This is a genomic window from Rhodococcus sp. X156, from assembly GCF_004006015.1.
GTDB lineage: Bacteria > Actinomycetota > Actinomycetes > Mycobacteriales > Mycobacteriaceae > X156.
The window spans coordinates 330,691-346,486 of record NZ_CP034766.1; the positions used below are offsets into that span (position 1 = coordinate 330,691).

Annotated in this window: 18 protein-coding genes; 16 read left to right on the top strand and 2 right to left on the bottom strand. The window is 72.8% G+C overall.

Going from position 1 to position 15,796, the window contains the following annotated elements:
* The first annotated feature begins 15 nt into the window (after nt 1-15).
* The 9 genes from tilS (at nt 16) to ELX43_RS01600 (ending at nt 7,967) form a co-directional block, all read left to right on the top strand.
* Nucleotides 16-1,035, top strand: a complete 1,020-nt coding sequence (gene tilS, locus ELX43_RS01560; RefSeq protein WP_241249841.1) for a tRNA lysidine(34) synthetase TilS — start codon at nt 16-18, stop codon at nt 1,033-1,035.
* Complete coding sequence (gene hpt, locus ELX43_RS01565) at nt 1,028-1,579, top strand: hypoxanthine phosphoribosyltransferase (protein ID WP_127781838.1); 552 nt, start codon at nt 1,028-1,030, stop codon at nt 1,577-1,579. The genes tilS and hpt overlap by 8 nt, the downstream gene beginning before the upstream one ends.
* Nucleotides 1,580-1,678: 99 nt before the next feature.
* Nucleotides 1,679-4,144 (top strand): ATP-dependent zinc metalloprotease FtsH, encoded by a 2,466-nt coding sequence (gene ftsH / locus ELX43_RS01570; RefSeq protein ID WP_127781839.1) that lies wholly within the window; start codon nt 1,679-1,681, stop codon nt 4,142-4,144.
* A 114-nt stretch (nt 4,145-4,258) separates the two neighbouring features.
* Nucleotides 4,259-4,840 (top strand): GTP cyclohydrolase I FolE, encoded by a 582-nt coding sequence (gene folE / locus ELX43_RS01575; protein ID WP_241249613.1) that lies wholly within the window; start codon nt 4,259-4,261, stop codon nt 4,838-4,840.
* The gene (folP, locus tag ELX43_RS01580) at nt 4,837-5,685 is read left to right on the top strand and encodes a dihydropteroate synthase (RefSeq protein WP_206518070.1); all 849 of its coding nucleotides are present in this window, start codon (nt 4,837-4,839) and stop codon (nt 5,683-5,685) included. The genes folE and folP overlap by 4 nt, the downstream gene beginning before the upstream one ends.
* A complete protein-coding gene (folB, locus tag ELX43_RS01585; protein WP_127781840.1) occupies nt 5,682-6,077 on the top strand; it encodes a dihydroneopterin aldolase in 396 nt (131 codons plus the stop codon). The genes folP and folB overlap by 4 nt, the downstream gene beginning before the upstream one ends.
* Complete coding sequence (gene folK / locus ELX43_RS01590; protein WP_127781841.1) at nt 6,074-6,574, top strand: 2-amino-4-hydroxy-6-hydroxymethyldihydropteridine diphosphokinase; 501 nt, start codon at nt 6,074-6,076, stop codon at nt 6,572-6,574. The genes folB and folK overlap by 4 nt, the downstream gene beginning before the upstream one ends.
* Nucleotides 6,571-7,053 carry a DUF3180 domain-containing protein gene (locus tag ELX43_RS01595; RefSeq protein ID WP_127781842.1) on the top strand — a complete coding sequence of 161 codons (483 nt, stop codon included), beginning with the start codon at nt 6,571-6,573 and terminating at the stop codon, nt 7,051-7,053. The genes folK and ELX43_RS01595 overlap by 4 nt, the downstream gene beginning before the upstream one ends.
* Nucleotides 7,054-7,121: 68 nt before the next feature.
* Nucleotides 7,122-7,967: a DUF6779 domain-containing protein gene (locus tag ELX43_RS01600; RefSeq protein ID WP_127781843.1), complete on the top strand. Its 846-nt coding sequence runs from the start codon at nt 7,122-7,124 to the stop codon at nt 7,965-7,967.
* Nucleotides 7,968-7,983: 16 nt separating this feature from the next.
* Here ELX43_RS01600 and ELX43_RS01605 read toward each other — a convergent pair whose 3' ends face one another.
* Together ELX43_RS01605 and ELX43_RS01610 are read right to left on the bottom strand one after the other, a co-directional pair.
* Nucleotides 7,984-9,138 carry an NADH-quinone oxidoreductase subunit D gene (locus ELX43_RS01605; protein ID WP_206518071.1) on the bottom strand — a complete coding sequence of 385 codons (1,155 nt, stop codon included), beginning with the start codon at nt 9,136-9,138 and terminating at the stop codon, nt 7,984-7,986.
* Between the two features lie 20 nt (nt 9,139-9,158).
* The gene (locus ELX43_RS01610; RefSeq protein ID WP_127781844.1) at nt 9,159-10,115 is read right to left on the bottom strand and encodes an SAM-dependent methyltransferase; all 957 of its coding nucleotides are present in this window, start codon (nt 10,113-10,115) and stop codon (nt 9,159-9,161) included.
* A 126-nt stretch (nt 10,116-10,241) separates the two neighbouring features.
* On the opposite strand from ELX43_RS01610, the gene ELX43_RS01615 reads away from it, so the two are divergent.
* The 7 genes from ELX43_RS01615 (at nt 10,242) to ELX43_RS01645 (ending at nt 15,692) form a co-directional block, all read left to right on the top strand.
* On the top strand, nt 10,242-11,159 hold the full coding sequence (locus ELX43_RS01615; protein WP_127781845.1) for a DUF2520 domain-containing protein: 918 nt from the start codon (nt 10,242-10,244) through the stop codon (nt 11,157-11,159).
* Nucleotides 11,156-12,040: a pantoate--beta-alanine ligase gene (panC, locus tag ELX43_RS01620; protein ID WP_127781846.1), complete on the top strand. Its 885-nt coding sequence runs from the start codon at nt 11,156-11,158 to the stop codon at nt 12,038-12,040. The genes ELX43_RS01615 and panC overlap by 4 nt, the downstream gene beginning before the upstream one ends.
* Nucleotides 12,041-12,055: 15 nt before the next feature.
* Complete coding sequence (panD, locus tag ELX43_RS01625; protein WP_127781847.1) at nt 12,056-12,487, top strand: aspartate 1-decarboxylase; 432 nt, start codon at nt 12,056-12,058, stop codon at nt 12,485-12,487.
* A 4-nt stretch (nt 12,488-12,491) separates the two neighbouring features.
* Entirely contained in the window at nt 12,492-13,292 is an 801-nt protein-coding gene (locus ELX43_RS01630) for a type III pantothenate kinase (protein ID WP_127781848.1), read from the top strand.
* Between the two features lie 47 nt (nt 13,293-13,339).
* The gene (locus ELX43_RS01635) at nt 13,340-13,723 is read left to right on the top strand and encodes a rhodanese-like domain-containing protein (protein WP_127781849.1); all 384 of its coding nucleotides are present in this window, start codon (nt 13,340-13,342) and stop codon (nt 13,721-13,723) included.
* A gap of 68 nt (nt 13,724-13,791) precedes the next feature.
* Nucleotides 13,792-15,297 carry a lysine--tRNA ligase gene (gene lysS / locus ELX43_RS01640; protein WP_127781850.1) on the top strand — a complete coding sequence of 502 codons (1,506 nt, stop codon included), beginning with the start codon at nt 13,792-13,794 and terminating at the stop codon, nt 15,295-15,297.
* Nucleotides 15,298-15,350: 53 nt separating this feature from the next.
* Nucleotides 15,351-15,692, top strand: a complete 342-nt coding sequence (locus ELX43_RS01645) for an Lsr2 family protein (protein ID WP_127781851.1) — start codon at nt 15,351-15,353, stop codon at nt 15,690-15,692.
* Nucleotides 15,693-15,796 lie beyond the last annotated feature (104 nt).

The window sequence follows — 15,796 nt, forward strand, 5'->3', positions numbered from 1 at the left end:
GTCGCGGAGACCCGGGTGGCGGTGCGCCGCTGGCTGGCCGAGCACGCCCCGCAGGTCCCGGTGGTGGTGGCCTGCTCCGGCGGCGCCGACTCCCTGGCGCTCACCGCCGCCGCCGTGCACGAGGCGCCACGGGTGAGCGTGCTGGTGGTCGACCACCAGCTGCAGCCGGACAGCGCCCGCACCGCCGCCACCGCCGCGGCACAGGCGCGCGCCCTGGGTGCCGCCGAGGTGCAGGTGCGCACCGTGGAAGTGGTGGGCACCGGCGGGCTCGAGGCCGCCGCCCGCCGCGCGCGCTACCAGGCGCTGCGCACCGCCGGCTCGCCCGTGCTGCTGGGGCACACCCTCGACGACCAGGCCGAGACCGTGCTGCTGGGGCTGGGCCGTGGCTCGGGGCCGCGCTCGGTGGCCGGCATGCGGCCCTGGGACGCGCCATGGGGTCGCCCGCTGCTGGGCGTGCACCGTGGCGTCACCCTGGCGGCGTGCCAGGCGCTGGGGCTGCACCCGCACCACGACCCGCACAACGACGACCCCGGCTTCACCCGCGTGCGGCTGCGCCACGAGGTGCTGCCGCTGCTGGAGGACGTGCTCGCCGGCGGCGTGGCCGAGGCGCTGGGGCGCACCGCCACCCAGCTGCGCGAGGACTGCGACGCCCTCGACGCCCTGGCTGCCGAGCTGGCCACCCAGGCGCTGCGCGGGCCCGAGCTCGACGCCGAGGTGCTCACCCCCGCCCCGGCCGCCCTCCGTCGCCGGGTGCTGCGGCAGTGGCTCACCGCACACGGCGCCACCGCGCTCACCGACCGCCAGCTGCGCTGGGCCGACGAGCTGCTGGGCGCGTGGCGCGGGCAGGGCGGGGTCTCCGTCGGTGGCCACTTGGTGGTGTCGCGCCGGCATGGCAGGCTCTCGGTGCAGTCCCAGCCGGCGCGGTCGGAGACGGTTCGCGCCCCCCGGCAGGGCGGATCCGCGCCGATCGCAGGCGAAGAACCTGCAGCCCAACAAGTCTCACACGAACAGCCAAGGAGTCGACGCGGTGTATGAGGGCGATATCTCTTCGGTGCTGATCTCCGAGGAGCGCATCCGCGAGCGGACCCACGAGCTCGCCGCGGCCATTGCCGCCAACGAGCCGGCGGACGCCGCTGACGACCTGGTGCTGGTGGGGGTGCTCAAGGGTGCCGTGATGTTCATGACAGACCTCGCCCGCATCCTGCCGGTGCCGGTGCAGCTGGAGTTCATGGCCGTCAGCTCCTACGGCTCGGCCACCTCGTCCTCGGGCGTGGTGCGCATCCTCAAGGACCTCGACCGCGACATCACCGGCCGCCGGGTGCTCATCGTGGAGGACATCATCGACTCTGGGCTGACGCTGTCGTGGCTGCTGCGCAACCTCGCCTCGCGCAACCCCGCCTCGCTGCAGGTGTGCACCCTGCTGCGCAAGCCCGACGCGGTGCGCGCCGCGGTCGACGTCGCGCACGTCGGCTTCGAGATCCCCAACGAGTTCGTCGTGGGCTACGGCCTGGACTACGCCGAGCGCTACCGCGACCTTCCCTACATCGGCACCCTGGACCCCAAGGTGTACAGCGACTGAAATGTCAGGTTCCCGCCATCAAGGTAGCCTGGGAATCTCTCTGGATGTCTCCGGAGATCCTGGCTCCTGGAAGGACGAGGCCGCACCGGCCGCAGCTGTATGACACGTAAGCCTTTGTACCGCACCCTGGCCATCGTTGCCGGTGTCCTGCTGGTCATCTTCGCGTTCAGCTACTTCGGCGACAACACCCGGGGCTACAAGTCGGTGGACACCTCGGTGGCGCTGCAGCAGCTCGCCGACGGCAACGCCGAGTCCGCCCAGATCGACGACCGCGAGCAGCAGCTGCGGCTGACCCTGAAGCAGCCCGTCGACGGCGACGAGAAGATCATCACCAAGTACCCCTCGGGTGCGGCGGAGGAGATCTTCAACGACGTCCAGGACGCCCGGCTCGCCAGCTACTCCACCACGGTCACCCAGCAGAGCTTCCTGGTCTCGATCCTGTCGTTCATGCTGCCGATCCTGCTGATCATGGGTCTGCTGTTCTTCGTCATGAACCGCATGCAGGGCGGCGGCCGCGGCGGCGTGATGGGCTTTGGCAAGTCCAAGGCCAAGCAGCTGAGCAAGGACACTCCCAAGACCACCTTCGCCGACGTCGCCGGTGCCGACGAGGCGGTGGAGGAGCTCTACGAGATCAAGGACTTCCTGCAGAACCCGGGCCGCTACCAGGCCCTGGGCGCCAAGATCCCCAAGGGCGTGCTGCTCTACGGTCCGCCCGGAACCGGCAAGACGCTGCTGGCTCGGGCCGTCGCCGGCGAGGCGGGCGTGCCCTTCTTCACCATCTCCGGCTCGGACTTCGTGGAGATGTTCGTCGGTGTCGGTGCCTCCCGGGTGCGTGACCTGTTCGAGCAGGCCAAGCAGAACAGCCCCTGCATCATCTTCGTGGACGAGATCGACGCGGTCGGCCGCCAGCGCGGCGCCGGCATGGGCGGCGGCCACGACGAGCGGGAGCAGACCCTGAACCAGCTGCTGGTGGAGATGGACGGCTTCGGTGCCCGCACCGGCGTCATCCTCATCGCCGCCACCAACCGGCCCGACATCCTCGACCCCGCGCTGCTGCGCCCGGGTCGCTTCGACCGGCAGATCCCGGTGGCCGCACCCGACCTGGCCGGGCGCCGCGCGATCCTCAAGGTGCACTCCGCGGGCAAGCCGATCGCCGGCGACGCCGACCTGGACGGCCTGGCCAAGCGCACCGTGGGCATGTCCGGCGCCGACCTGGCCAACGTCCTCAACGAGGCGGCCCTGCTCACCGCGCGCGAGAACGGCAACGTCATCACCGGCGCCGCGCTGGAGGAGTCGGTCGACCGCGTCATCGGCGGGCCCCGCCGCAAGAGCCGCATCATCAGCGAGCACGAGAAGAAGATCACCGCCTACCACGAGGGTGGTCACGCGCTGGCCGCGTGGGCGATGCCGGACATCGAGCCGGTGTACAAGGTGACGATCCTGGCCCGCGGGCGCACCGGCGGCCACGCCCTGGCCGTGCCCGAGGACGACAAGGGCCTGATGACCCGCTCGGAGATGCTGGCTCGGCTGGTGATGGCCATGGGTGGCCGCGCCGCCGAGGAGCTGGTCTTCCACGAGCCCACCACCGGGGCGTCGTCGGACATCGACCAGGCCACCAAGATCGCCCGCGCCATGGTCACCGAGTACGGCATGAGCTCGCGCCTCGGCGCGGTGCGCTACGGCCAGGAGCAGGGCGACCCCTTCCTGGGCCGCACCATGGGCACCCAGAGCGACTACTCCCTCGAGGTCGCCCACGAGATCGACGAGGAGGTGCGGGCGCTCATCGAGGCCGCGCACACCGAGGCGTGGGAGATCCTGAACACCTACCGCGACGTGCTCGACGAGCTGGCCGCAGAGCTGCTGGAGACCGAGACGCTCAACCGCAAGGACCTGCAGCGGGTCTTCGCCGACGTGCAGAAGCGTCCGCGGATCACCGCGTTCAACGACTTCGGTGGACGCACCCCCTCGGACAAGCCGCCGGTGAAGACTCCGGGCGAGCTGGCGATGGAGCGCGGCGAGCCGTGGCCGCCGGCCCCGCCGGAGCCGTACTTCCGCAAGCAGACGGAGCCGGTGGGTGCCGGCAGCTACGGCCAGCAGAGCAACCAGGGTGGCTACCCCAACCAGGGCAGCCAGACCGGCCAGTGGGGGCAGGGCAACCAGGGCTCCTACGGCAACCAGGGCGCTCCCGGAAACCAGGGTTCCTACGGCAGCTCGCCCGGCGGCTACAGCTCGCCGCCGCGCAGCGGCTCCCGCCCGGACTACGGCGCCCCTCCCGGGTGGTCGGCCCCCGGCTGGCCCCCGCAGCGAGGCAACGACCGTCCCCAGCCGAACGGGCCGTGGCAGGGCGACGCCCAGCAGCCGGCGACCCCGGGCTACGGGAACCAGGGTCATGGCGGCCAGGGTTACGGCGAGCAGGGTTACGGCGACCAGGGTTACGGCGACCAGGGGCAGGGCCGGCAGGACAACGGCCAGCCCGCCGGCAACGGCTACTACGATGCCCCCGAGGGCAACGGGGGGCAGGGCGACGCCGGCGACGGTGGGGGAGCCCAGCACCGCCGCGACTGATGGTCGTGGTGCTGGTCCGGGGGACCGTTGCTGACAGCCGATCGAACTTGGAGGCCCGACGTGCCCACCCCTGTCCCTGCCGAGTCGCCTGCCGTGCCGGTGAGGGGGCCCGCGGTGCCGGGGAGTGACACCTTCGACCACGTCCGCGCGGCCAACGCGGTGCGCGAGCTGCTGCTCGCGGTGGGGGAGGACCCCGACCGCGCCGGGCTCAAGGAGACGCCGGAACGGGTGGCCCGCGCGTACCGGGAGATGTTCGCCGGCCTCTACACCGACCCCGACGAGGTGCTGGCCACCACCTTCGACGAGGGCCACGACGAGCTGGTGCTGGTCAAGGACATCCCGATGTACTCCACCTGCGAGCACCACCTGGTGCCCTTCCACGGGGTGGCCCACGTCGGCTACATCCCCGGCCACCACGGCCGCGTCACCGGCCTGTCCAAGCTGGCGCGCGTGGTGGACCTCTACGCCAAGCGGCCCCAGGTGCAGGAGCGGCTCACCGGTCAGGTGGCCGACGCGCTGATGCGCCGCCTCGACCCGCGTGGGGTGATCGTGGTGATGGAGGCCGAGCACCTGTGCATGGCCATGCGCGGCATCCGGAAGCCCGGTTCCACCACCACCACCTCGGCGGTGCGCGGGCAGTTCAAGACCTCGGCGCCCTCCCGCGCGGAGGCGCTGTCGCTGATCCGCGGCCGATGACCTTCGCCACGAGCACCGCCGGGCAGCGCTGCCAGGTGATGGGCATCCTCAACGTCACCTCCGACTCGTTCTCCGACGGTGGCCGCTACCTCGACCGGGGTGCGGCGATCGCGCACGGCGTGGAGCTGCGCCGTGCCGGTGCGGACGTGGTCGACGTCGGCGGGGAGTCCACCCGGCCCGGTGCGCAGCGGGTGGACGCCGCGGCCGAGACCGAGCGGGTGGTTCCCGTGGTGGCGGCGCTGTGCGCCGAGGGTGTGCCGGTGAGCGTGGACACCATGCGCGCCAGCGTCGCCGCGGCCGCCGTCGCCGCGGGCGCCACCATCATCAACGACGTCTCCGGCGGCAAGGCCGACCCGGACATGGCCCGGGTGGTGGCCGAGACCGGCGCCACCTGGGTGCTGATGCACTGGCGGGCGCACAGCGACACCATGGCCCAGCTGGCCACCTACGACGACGTGGTGGCCGACGTGCGGACCGAGCTGATGGCCCGGGTGGAGGAGGCGGTGCGGGCCGGGGTGGACCCCAGCCGGCTGGTCATCGACCCCGGCCTGGGCTTCGCCAAGACCGGCGACCACAACTGGGCGCTGCTGCGCGCGCTGCCCGACCTCGTCGCCACCGGGCTGCCCGTGCTGGTCGGCGCCTCTCGCAAGCGGTTCCTCGGCGCGCTGCTGGCCGACGCCGACGGCACCCCGCGCCCGGCCGCCGGCCGGGAGGTGGCCACCGCGGTGCTCAGCGCGCTGGCGGCCACCCACGGCGCCTGGGGCGTGCGGGTGCACGACGTGCTCGCCTCGGTGGACGCGGTGGCCGTGGCCGGCGCCTGGCAACGAGGCTCGGCCACCGCATGAGCGCTCCCGGCGCCGACGGCGACCGCATCGAGCTGACCGGCCTGCGGGTGCGGGGAAACCACGGCGTGTTCGCCCACGAGAAGCGCGACGGCCAGGACTTCCTGGTCGACCTCACCGTGTGGGCCGACCTCGCCCCGGCTGCGCGCACCGACGACCTGGCCGACACCCTCGACTACGGCGCGCTGGCCCAGCAGGCAGCGAGCGTGGTGGCCGGGCCCAGCCGCGACCTCATCGAGACGGTCGCCCACGAGATCGCCGAGGCGGTGCTGGCCGGCGACCCGCGGGTGCGCGGGGTGCAGGTGCGCCTGCACAAGCCGTCGGCGCCCATCCCGCTGACGTTCGCCGACGTGGCTGTGGTGGTGCACCGCACCCGCGGGCCGGTGCAGCCGTGAGCACCGCGGTGCTGTCCATCGGCTCCAACCTCGGCGACCGGCTCGCTCACCTGCAGCTGGTGCTGGACGAGCTCGGCCCCGCCGTCACCGCCTGTTCCTCGGTGTACGTCACCGCTCCGTGGGGCGGGGTGGAGCAGGTGGACTTCCTCAACGCCGTGCTGCTGGTCTCCGACGCCGGCACCGACTGCTGGGGCTGGCTCCGGCGGGGCCAGCAGCTGGAGGCCCGCGCACACCGCGAGCGGGTGCAGCACTGGGGCCCGCGCAGCCTGGACGTCGACGTGCTGGACTGCGACGGGTTGCACAGCGACGACCCCCGGCTGCTGCTGCCCCACCCACGTGCCCACGAGCGGGCCTTCGTGCTGCTGCCCTGGCTGGAGGTCGACCCTGCCGCGGTGCTCACCGGCCGTGGCCCGGTCGCCGACCTGCTGGCCGCCCTGCCCGCCGGCGAGCGCGCCGGGGTGCACCGCAGCGACGACCAGCGGCTGGTGCGAGCGTGAGGTTCACCCGCTGGCAAGACCTGTTGACCATCCTGGTGGTGGCCGCGCTGGCGAGCTGGCTGCTGGTGCGCACCAGCTACGGCTCCATCCCCCCGCTGCCCCGCTTCGCCGGGCTCACCCTGCTGGCGCTGGCCGTCGCCGAGCTGGTGCTGGCCTTTGTGCTGCGCTCGCGCATCCAGCGCCGGGGCGAGCGCCGCGACGACGCCCGGCTGCTCGACCCGCTGATGGCCGCCCGCTCGGTGGCGCTGGCCAAGGCGTCGTCCCTGGTGGGGTCGCTGATGGCCGGGCTGTGGGGCGGGCTGTTGCTCTACACCGCGCAGAACCGCGCCGTGCTCACCGCGGCGGCCCAGGACCTGCCCGGCGCAGCCATCGGCGTGGTCAGCTCGCTGCTGCTGGTGGCCGCGGCGCTGTGGCTGGAGCAGTGCTGCCGGACGCCGCACGACGACGAGCCGGCCCGCCCCGACGACCGCGACGACTGACCGGCCCAAGCCCGCTGCCAGCCACTTCTCAAGCCCAAATCGCTTCTCCCACAGGTATCGTCACGCGCATGACGCAGCTCGCCGACCGCGCACACCCCCGTGCCGCAGCCGGCGCCCCGGCTCGCACCCCCGCCCAGCTCGCGCTGGGAGCGGCGCTCGTGCTCGCCGTGGCCGGCAGTGCGCTGCTGGTGTTCTCCAGCTCGGCCCCGCTGCTGCGGCTGGCGGTCGTGGTGCTGGCCTGGGTGGCCATGCTGTGCGGCATCGCCCTCACCCGGTACCGCCGGGAGGCGGCGCTGAGCGACGCGCGAGCAGACGAGCAGCAGAAGATCTACGAGCTGGAGCTGGCCCGCGAGCTGAACGCCCGCCAGGAGCAGCAGCTGGTGCTGCAGCGCACCTTGCGCGCGGAGATCAGCGAGCAGGTGCGGGCGGAGGCCACCGACGAGCTGGCTGAGCTGCGCGCGGAGATCAGGGCGCTGCGCGAGACGCTCTCGGCGCTGTTCGACGGCCAGATGCTGGTGGAGCGGGTGTCGCTGCACGCGGAGTCCACCCGAGTGCTCTCCCGCGGCGACACCACACTGCTCACCACCGGACCGGCGACGCTGGAGGCCCACGGCGTCGGCATCGACGACAACGTGGTGGACGTCGAGCCCACCGAGTACTCCGAGCCGACCGAGCCGGGGTGGTCCGCCGAGCCAGCCGCAGACCTGGACACGGCAGACCTGGACCCCGCAGACCTGGACACCGCAGACCTGGACACCAGCGCGGAGCCTGCCACCGACGAGCCCACCACCGCGGAGCCCTCCACCGACGAGCCGGACGGGGCGCACTCGGCGGGCCGGTCGGTCACCGAGCTGATCGCGGCCTATGGCGGGTCCGTCCCCGGTGGCCGTCGCCGTCGCCGCACCGGCGACTGAGCACCAGCCGCCACCGCTACTTGTCGATGTCGCCGACCACCACGGCGAACGAGGCCAGCGCGACCGGCAGCTGCTCCAGCGACGTCCCGGGCAGCAGGCACGACAGCGCCTGGACGTTGTTGAACGACGCGGTGCGCAGCCGCAGCCGCCAGGGAGTGCGCTCGCCGCGCGACACCAGGTGCACCCCGGCGATGCCCAGCGGCGCCTCGCCCCACACGTACACCGAGCCCTCCGGCGGGGCGATGGTGCTGGGCAGGCGCACGTTCACCGGCCCGTCCGGCACGTCGATCAGGCACTGGCGGGCCAGCTGCACCGCCAGGGTCACCTCGTCCAGCTGGCAGGCCACCCGCGCCAGGGCGTCGCCGGTGGTGCGGGTGATGGTGCGCAGCGGGGCGAGCTGGTCGTAGCCGGGCGCGGGGTCGTCGCGGCGCAGGTCCACGTCCAGGCCGCTGGCCCGCCCCACCGGACCGCTCACGCCCAGTGCGGTGGCGTCGGCCAGGCTCAGCACCCCCGCCCCGGTGTGCCTGCCCACGAACTCCGCGTCCTCGACGGTGCACGCGCTGATGGCTGCGGCGGCGGTGGTCACCGTGTCCAGCGCGGCGGCGACGTGGTCGAACCAGGCGGCGGGCACGTCCTCGCGCAGCCCACCCACCCGGTTGGCCATGAAGTGGATGCGCCCGCCGGAGGCTTCCTCCAGCACGCGCTGCAGGGCCTCGCGCCCTGCCACCGCGGCGTCGGTGCCGGCGGTGTTGGTGACGGGTGCGGCGGGGTCGCGGGTCAGCGGGGTCAGGAAGCCCAGGTGGGCCATGGCGCGGGTGAGCTCGCACAGCAGCACACGCAGCTGCACCGCCCGCGGCGGCGGCGTCATGCCGGTCATCTGCTCCACGGCGTGCGCCACCAGCAGCTCGTTGGCGAAGGCCGCCCACCAGTCGTGTCGGTTGGCCAGCGCCATCACCTGCCGGTAGTCGCGCACCTCGTACAGCTTCTCCGCACCACGGTGCAGGTGGCCCACCAGCGGCACCGCTTCGCGCACCACCGCGTCCGGACCCACGCGCAGGCGCAACCGGTAGGCGCCGTGTGCGGCCGGGTGCAGCGGTCCGAGGTCCACCACCTGGTCCACCCCGAGGTGCTCGGTCGCGGAGCCGATGCCGACGGTGAGGGTGCGGTCCACATCCGCGATCGTGCCCCAGGCTAGAGCCGCAGGTCCACGTGGGTGGGGTGCAGCACCCAGCCGAAACCGCCAAGCCCGTCGGGGTCGGTGAGCTCGGCCAGCTGCCCGGCCCGCACGGCCTGCTGCAGCCACGGCTGCCCCGGCGGCGTCCCCCCGGCCAGCGTCCCCCCGGCCAGCGACCCCAGCGCCTCGGCCTGGGTGGTGGTGCTGCCGGGGGCGAGCGCGGCCACCGCGTCCAGCGCGACGTGGGCGGTGAGGTCGCAGGTGCCGTCGGGCACCGGCCGCACCTGCCGCCCCGCGCGGTAGGCCGACAGCGTCCCCGCGGCCGGGCGGGTGCCGCGCACGTGCCCGTAGTCCACCGCCAGCGCCGCCCCGGCGCGCAATCGCCGCCGCACCTGCCCCCACGCCCGCTCCCGCGGCAGGCCCACCTCGGCGCGCTCGCCGTCGGCCAGCGGCCACCAGCGCCGCAGCCAGGCCAGCTCGGGGGCGGCCACCGGTGGGCCGAGCCGCTCCTGGCCGTCGGGGGCGACCGCCAGCCGGTGCACCACCGCGCCGTGGCGCTGCACCACCGGGCAGGCCAGCGCGTCCAGCCACTCGTGCGCCACCACCAGGCCGGTGATGGTCGCGGGCAGGGTCGAGCGCCACGGCAGCGCCCACCCCGGCGGCGCCGCGCGCAGGTCCACCGCCACCGGGCGCAGCCGGCGACGCAGGTCCGGCTCGGCCAGCTCCCACACCGCGGCCAGCAGCTGCCCACCACCGGCGCCGAGATCCACCACGTCCAGGCGGGCCGGGCGCTGCAGGGCGTGGTCGGTGCGCCGCAGCAGCTCCAGCATTGCCTCGGCCAGCACCGTGCCCACGTGCACCGAGGTCCGGAAGTGCGCCTCGGGCGGGCCGGCGGCGTGCACGAAACCGGCGGGCCCGTACAGCGCCTGCTCCCACGCCTGCTCCCAGTCGGTCCAGCGCGGGGTGGGGGGCACGAGATCAACTCTGCCCCAGTGAGTCGAGTCACCTCGGGCCGCCACGACGCGGCGGGTGGGCCTACGCTTTGCCCCGACGACGTCCGGTACCTGCTCAGCAGGACTGGAACGACAGAGAGGACAACGGTGAGTTCAGCCGAATTCACTGGTGCGCACCGCCGCGCCCAGGGTCGGCCCCGCCTCGCGGTGGGGGTCGTGTCAGCCGGCCGGGTGGGCACTGCCCTCGGTGCCGCTCTCGAGCTCTCCGGACACCGCGTCGTCGCCGCCTCCGCCATCTCCGAGCAGTCGCTGCGCCGCGCCGAGCAGCGCCTGCCCAGCGCCGAGGTCACCACGCCGGACGAGGTGGCCGCCCGCGCCGACCTGCTGGTGCTGGCCGTGCCCGACGTCGAGCTGCCTGGCCTGGTCCGCGGCCTGGCCGCCACCGGCTCGGTGCGCCCGGGCCAGATCGTGGTGCACACCGCCGGCGCCCGTGGGGTGGACGTGCTCGCCCCGCTCGCCGCACTGGGGGCGCTGCCGCTGGCCCTGCACCCCGCGATGACCTTCACCGGCCGCGACGAGGACACCGCCCGCCTGGCCAGCTGCTGCTTCGGCGTCACCGCCGCCGACGACGCGGGCTGGACGGTGGCCGAGGCGCTGGTGCTGGAGGTGGGGGCGGAGCCGGTGCGCATCGCCGAGACCGACCGCCCGCTCTACCACGCCGCCCTGGCCCACGGCGCCAACCACCTGGTCACCCTGGTGCGTGACGCGGTCAGCGTGCTGGAGTCCATCACCGCCGGCAACACCACCCCAGCCGAGCGCGTGCTGGCCCCGCTGCTGTCTGCCGCGCTGGACAACGCCCTGCGCCACGGCGACCGCGCGCTCACCGGCCCGGTCGCCCGCGGCGACGCCGAGGCGGTGGCCACCCACCTGGCCGTGCTGACCGACGCCGACGCCGGCGTGGGCGCGGCCTACCGTGCCCTGTCCCGGCGCACCGCCCAGCGGGCGCGCGAGGACGGCCTGATCAGCGCCACCGCGGCGCGCGCAATCCTGGAGGAGCTGGCATGACGCTCGACCTGACGGCGACCACCGTCTACCACGACCCGGCCGAGCTCCGGCGGGTCACCCGAGCGCTGCGGGGGACCGGCCGCCAGCTGGTCCTGGTGCCCACCATGGGCGCGCTGCACGCCGGTCACCTGGAGCTGGTGCGCGAGGCCAGGTGCGTGCCCGCGGCGGTGGTGGTGGTCTCCATCTTCGTCAACCCGCTGCAGTTCGGGCCCGGCGAGGACCTCGACGCCTACCCGCGCACCCTGGACCGCGACGTGGAGCTGCTCCGCGAGGCCGGCGTCCAGCTGGTGTTCGCGCCGTCGGCCGCACAGATGTACCCGCACGGAGGCGCTCGCACCACCGTGGTGCCCGGCCCGCTGGGCGTCGAGCTCGAGGGCGTCTCGCGGCCCACCCACTTCGCCGGCATGCTCACCGTGGTCAACAAGCTGTTCAACATCGTTGGTCCCCACGTCGCCCTCTTCGGGGAGAAGGACTACCAGCAGCTCACCCTGATCCGGCAGATGGTGCGCGACCTGGACATGGACGTCCGCGTCGTCGGGGTGCCCACCATCCGCGAGCCCGACGGGCTGGCCCTGTCCTCGCGCAACGCCTACCTCACCGCCGACCAGCGGCGTGCGGCCACGGTGCTGTCGGCCGCGCTGGTGGCCGGCGCGCACGCCGCCCGAGACGGGGCGGCCCAAGCTGTTGCCACAGCACGTGCCGTGCTCGACACTGAACCGGACATATCGGTCGACTACCTGGAGGTCCGGGACCCGCACCTCGGACCGCCGCCCGAGCACGGAGCCGGTCGGCTGCTGGTGGCAGCCCGGGTGGGCTCCACCCGCCTCATCGACAACGTCGGAGTGGCGTTGGGCAACGAACACCATGCGAACCAGCTCTGACCGGGAGGAAAACCCATGTTCCGCACCATGCTGAAGTCCAAGATCCACCGCGCCACCGTCACCCAGGCTGACCTGCACTACGTCGGCTCGGTCACCATCGACCAGGACCTGATGGACGCCGCCGACCTGCTCGAGGGTGAGCAGGTGGCCATCGTGGACGTCACCAACGGCGCCCGCCTGGAGACCTACGTCATCCCCGGCCCGCGAGGCAGCGGCGTGATCGGGATCAACGGTGCCGCCGCGCACCTGGTGCACCCCGGCGACCTGGTCATCCTCATCTCCTACGGGGTGATGGACGCCGAGGAGTGCCGCACGTACCAGCCCAAGGTGGTCTTCGTGGGCAGTGACAACCAGGTCGTCGAGCTCGGTGCCGACCCGGCGCACGCCCCGGCCGGCTCCGGTCTCACCTCCGGCAGTCGACCCGCTGACGAGCTGCTGTCGGTCTAGCCCGGTGCTGCTCACCGTCGACATCGGCAACACCAACGTCGCGCTCGGGCTCTTCGAGGGGACCGGCGCCGAGGCCGTCCTGGTGCACAACTGGCGGATGCGCACCGACGCCCGGATGACCGCTGACGAGATGGCGCTGATCATGCGCGGGCTCATCGGCAGGTACCTGCCGGAGATCACCGGGGTGGCTGGGCTGTCCACGGTGCCGTCCCTGCTGCGCGAGCTGCGCAGCATGCTCGAGCGCTACTGGGCCGGCATCCCCCAGGTCATCGTGCAGCCGGGGGTGCGCACCGGGGTGCCGCTGCTGGTGGACAACCCCAAGGAGGTGGGTGCCGACCGGGTGGTCAACACCCTGGCCGCGCACCACCTGTTCGGCACCGCCTGCGTCGTGGTCGACTTCGGCACCTCCACCAACATCGACGTGGTCTCCGCCCGCGGGGAGTTCCTCGGCGGGGCGCTGGCCCCGGGCATCGAGGTCTCCATGGACGCCCTCACCAACCGCGCCGCGGCGCTGCGCAAGGTGGAGCTGGTCCGGCCCCGCTCGGTGATCGGCAAGAACACCGTCGAGTGCCTGCAGTCCGGCGTGGTCTACGGCTTCGCCGGACAGGTCGACGGACTGGTCGGGCGGATCATCGCCGAGCTCGGCACGGCTGGACCGCCGGTGACGGTGCTGGCCACCGGGGGCCTGGCGCCGCTGATGGTCACCGAGTGCCGCACCATCACCCACCACGAGGCGTTCCTGACGCTGACCGGCCTGCGGCTGGTCTACGAGCGCAACCTGGACCGCATCTCCGCTCGGGTCTGAGCACCGTGCCTGACCCGCGCACACCGCCGACCGGGAGGGCCACCACCATGACCATCGACGAGCTGCTGGAGCAGGCCCGCGCCCGGCTGGACCGACTCAGCGCGGAGCAGCTGCCCGCGGCCGTGCGCGCGGGAGCGGTGGTGGTGGACATCCGCCCCGCCGCCCAGCGCGCCGAGGAGGGCGAGCTGCCCGGCGCCCTGGTGATCGAGCGCAACGTGCTGGAGTGGCGCTGTGACCCCGCCAGCGACGCCCGGCTGCCGGAGGCTGTCGACCACGACGTCGCCTGGGTGGTGATGTGCTCGCAGGGCTACACCTCCAGCCTGGCCGCCGCCGCCCTGCAGCAGCTGGGACTGCACCGGGCCACCGACCTCGTCGGCGGCTACCAGCAGCTGCAGGCCGCGGGGCTGGTGAACGTGCTCACCGACCGCTGACGTCGCTCGCGGTGCCCGGGGTGCGTGTGGTGCAGGACGCTGACGCACCGTAGCTAGGCTGGGGACCCGTGACCGACGCCGCGCAGCCGCATTCCTCTGACGACCTTCCCGAGCAGATGCGGATCCGGCAGGGCAAACGGGAACGGATGCTCGCCGAGGGCCTCGACCCCTACCCGGTCGCGGTGCCCCGCACGCACACCCTCGCCGAGGTCCGCGCCGCCCACCAGGGCCTCGAGCCGGACACCGCCACCGGCGAGCAGGTCGGGGTCGCCGGCCGGGTGATGTTCATCCGCAACACCGGAAAGCTCTGCTTCGCCACCCTGCAGGAGGGCGACGGAACCCAGCTGCAGGCGATGCTCAGCCTGGCCGGCGTCGGTGAGGAGTCCCTCGCCGCCTGGAAGGCCGACGTCGACCTCGGCGACCACGTCTTCGTGCACGGCGAGGTGATCACCTCCCGCCGCGGTGAGCTCAGCGTGATGGCCGACGAGTGGCGGATGGCGGCCAAGAGCCTGCGGCCGCTGCCCGTGGCGCACAAGGAGCTGAGCGAGGAGACCCGCATCCGCCAGCGCTACGTGGACCTGATCGTGCGCCCGGCCGCGCGCGACATGGTCCGCCACCGCAGCACCGTGGTGCGCGAGCTGCGCCGCTCCCTGGAGCTGCGCGGCTTCCTGGAGGTGGAGACCCCCATGCTGCAGACCCTGCACGGGGGCGCGGCCGCACGCCCGTTCGTCACCCACTCCAACGCCCTGGACCTGGACCTCTACCTGCGCATCGCCCCGGAGCTGTTCCTCAAGCGGTGCGTGGTCGGGGGCATCGACAAGGTGTTCGAGATCAACCGGAACTTCCGCAACGAGGGTGTGGACTCCTCGCACTCCCCGGAGTTCGCGATGCTGGAGACCTACGAGGCCTACGGCACCTACGACGACTCCGCCCGAATGACCCGCGAGCTGGTGCAGGAAGTGGCGCAGGCTGCGTTCGGCACCCAGGTGGTCACTCTCGCCGACGGCACGGAGTACGACCTCAGTGGTGAGTGGACCACGCTGGAGATGTATCCCTCCCTCTCCGCCGCGATCGGCGAGGAAGTGACGCCGGCCACCAGCGTGGAGCAGCTGCGTGCATTGGCCGAGCGGGTGGAGATGCCGGTCGATCCGGCCCACGGGCACGGCAAGCTGGTCGAGGAGCTGTGGGAGCACCTGGTCGGCGACGACCTCGTCGCACCCACCTTCGTGCGCGACTTCCCTGTGGAGACTTCACCTTTGACTCGGCAGCACCGCACAATTGACGGTGTTGTCGAGAAATGGGATCTGTATGTGCGCGGTTTCGAGCTCGCCACCGGATATTCCGAGCTGGTTGATCCAGTGGTGCAGCGAGAGCGCTTTGTGCAGCAGATGCGCCTGGCTGCAGCAGGTGATGACGAGGCCATGCGGCTGGACGAGGACTTCCTTACCGCCATGGAGTATGCGATGCCGCCCACAACGGGAACCGGAATGGGTGTCGACCGGTTGCTGATGGCGCTTACTGGGCGCGGGATCCGGGACACGATCCTGTTTCCGCTGGTTCGACCCGGCGGCTGAATTGCGCTACTCTCGGTGACACCGATCAACATGAGGGAAAAGGAAGTCGACTAATGTCGCAAAAGGTCACCGTCACATTCGTTGACGACATCGACGACGAGCTCGCTGCTGACGAGACTGTCGAGTTTTCTGTGGACGGTGTGAACTACTCGATCGACCTATCCGCGGACAATGCGCAGAAGCTCCGCAACGACTTCGCAATGTGGATTGCGCACGCCCGCAAGGAAAGTGGACGCAAGCGCACTTCTCGTGGATCGACCACCAAGGGCCGCGCCTCGGTGGATCGCGAGCAGAGTGCCGCGATCCGCGAGTGGGCCCGCCGTTCCGGCCACGAGGTCTCCGACCGCGGCCGCATCCCGGCCGCGATCATCGAGGCCTACCACCAGGCCAGCTGAGCGCTCCCGAGCAGCAGCACGACGGACCCCTGCCCTTCCTGGGCGGGGGTCCTTCGCTGTTCGCCCTGGGCGTAGCGAGAACGGGATCGCTTGGTGGGACCGGT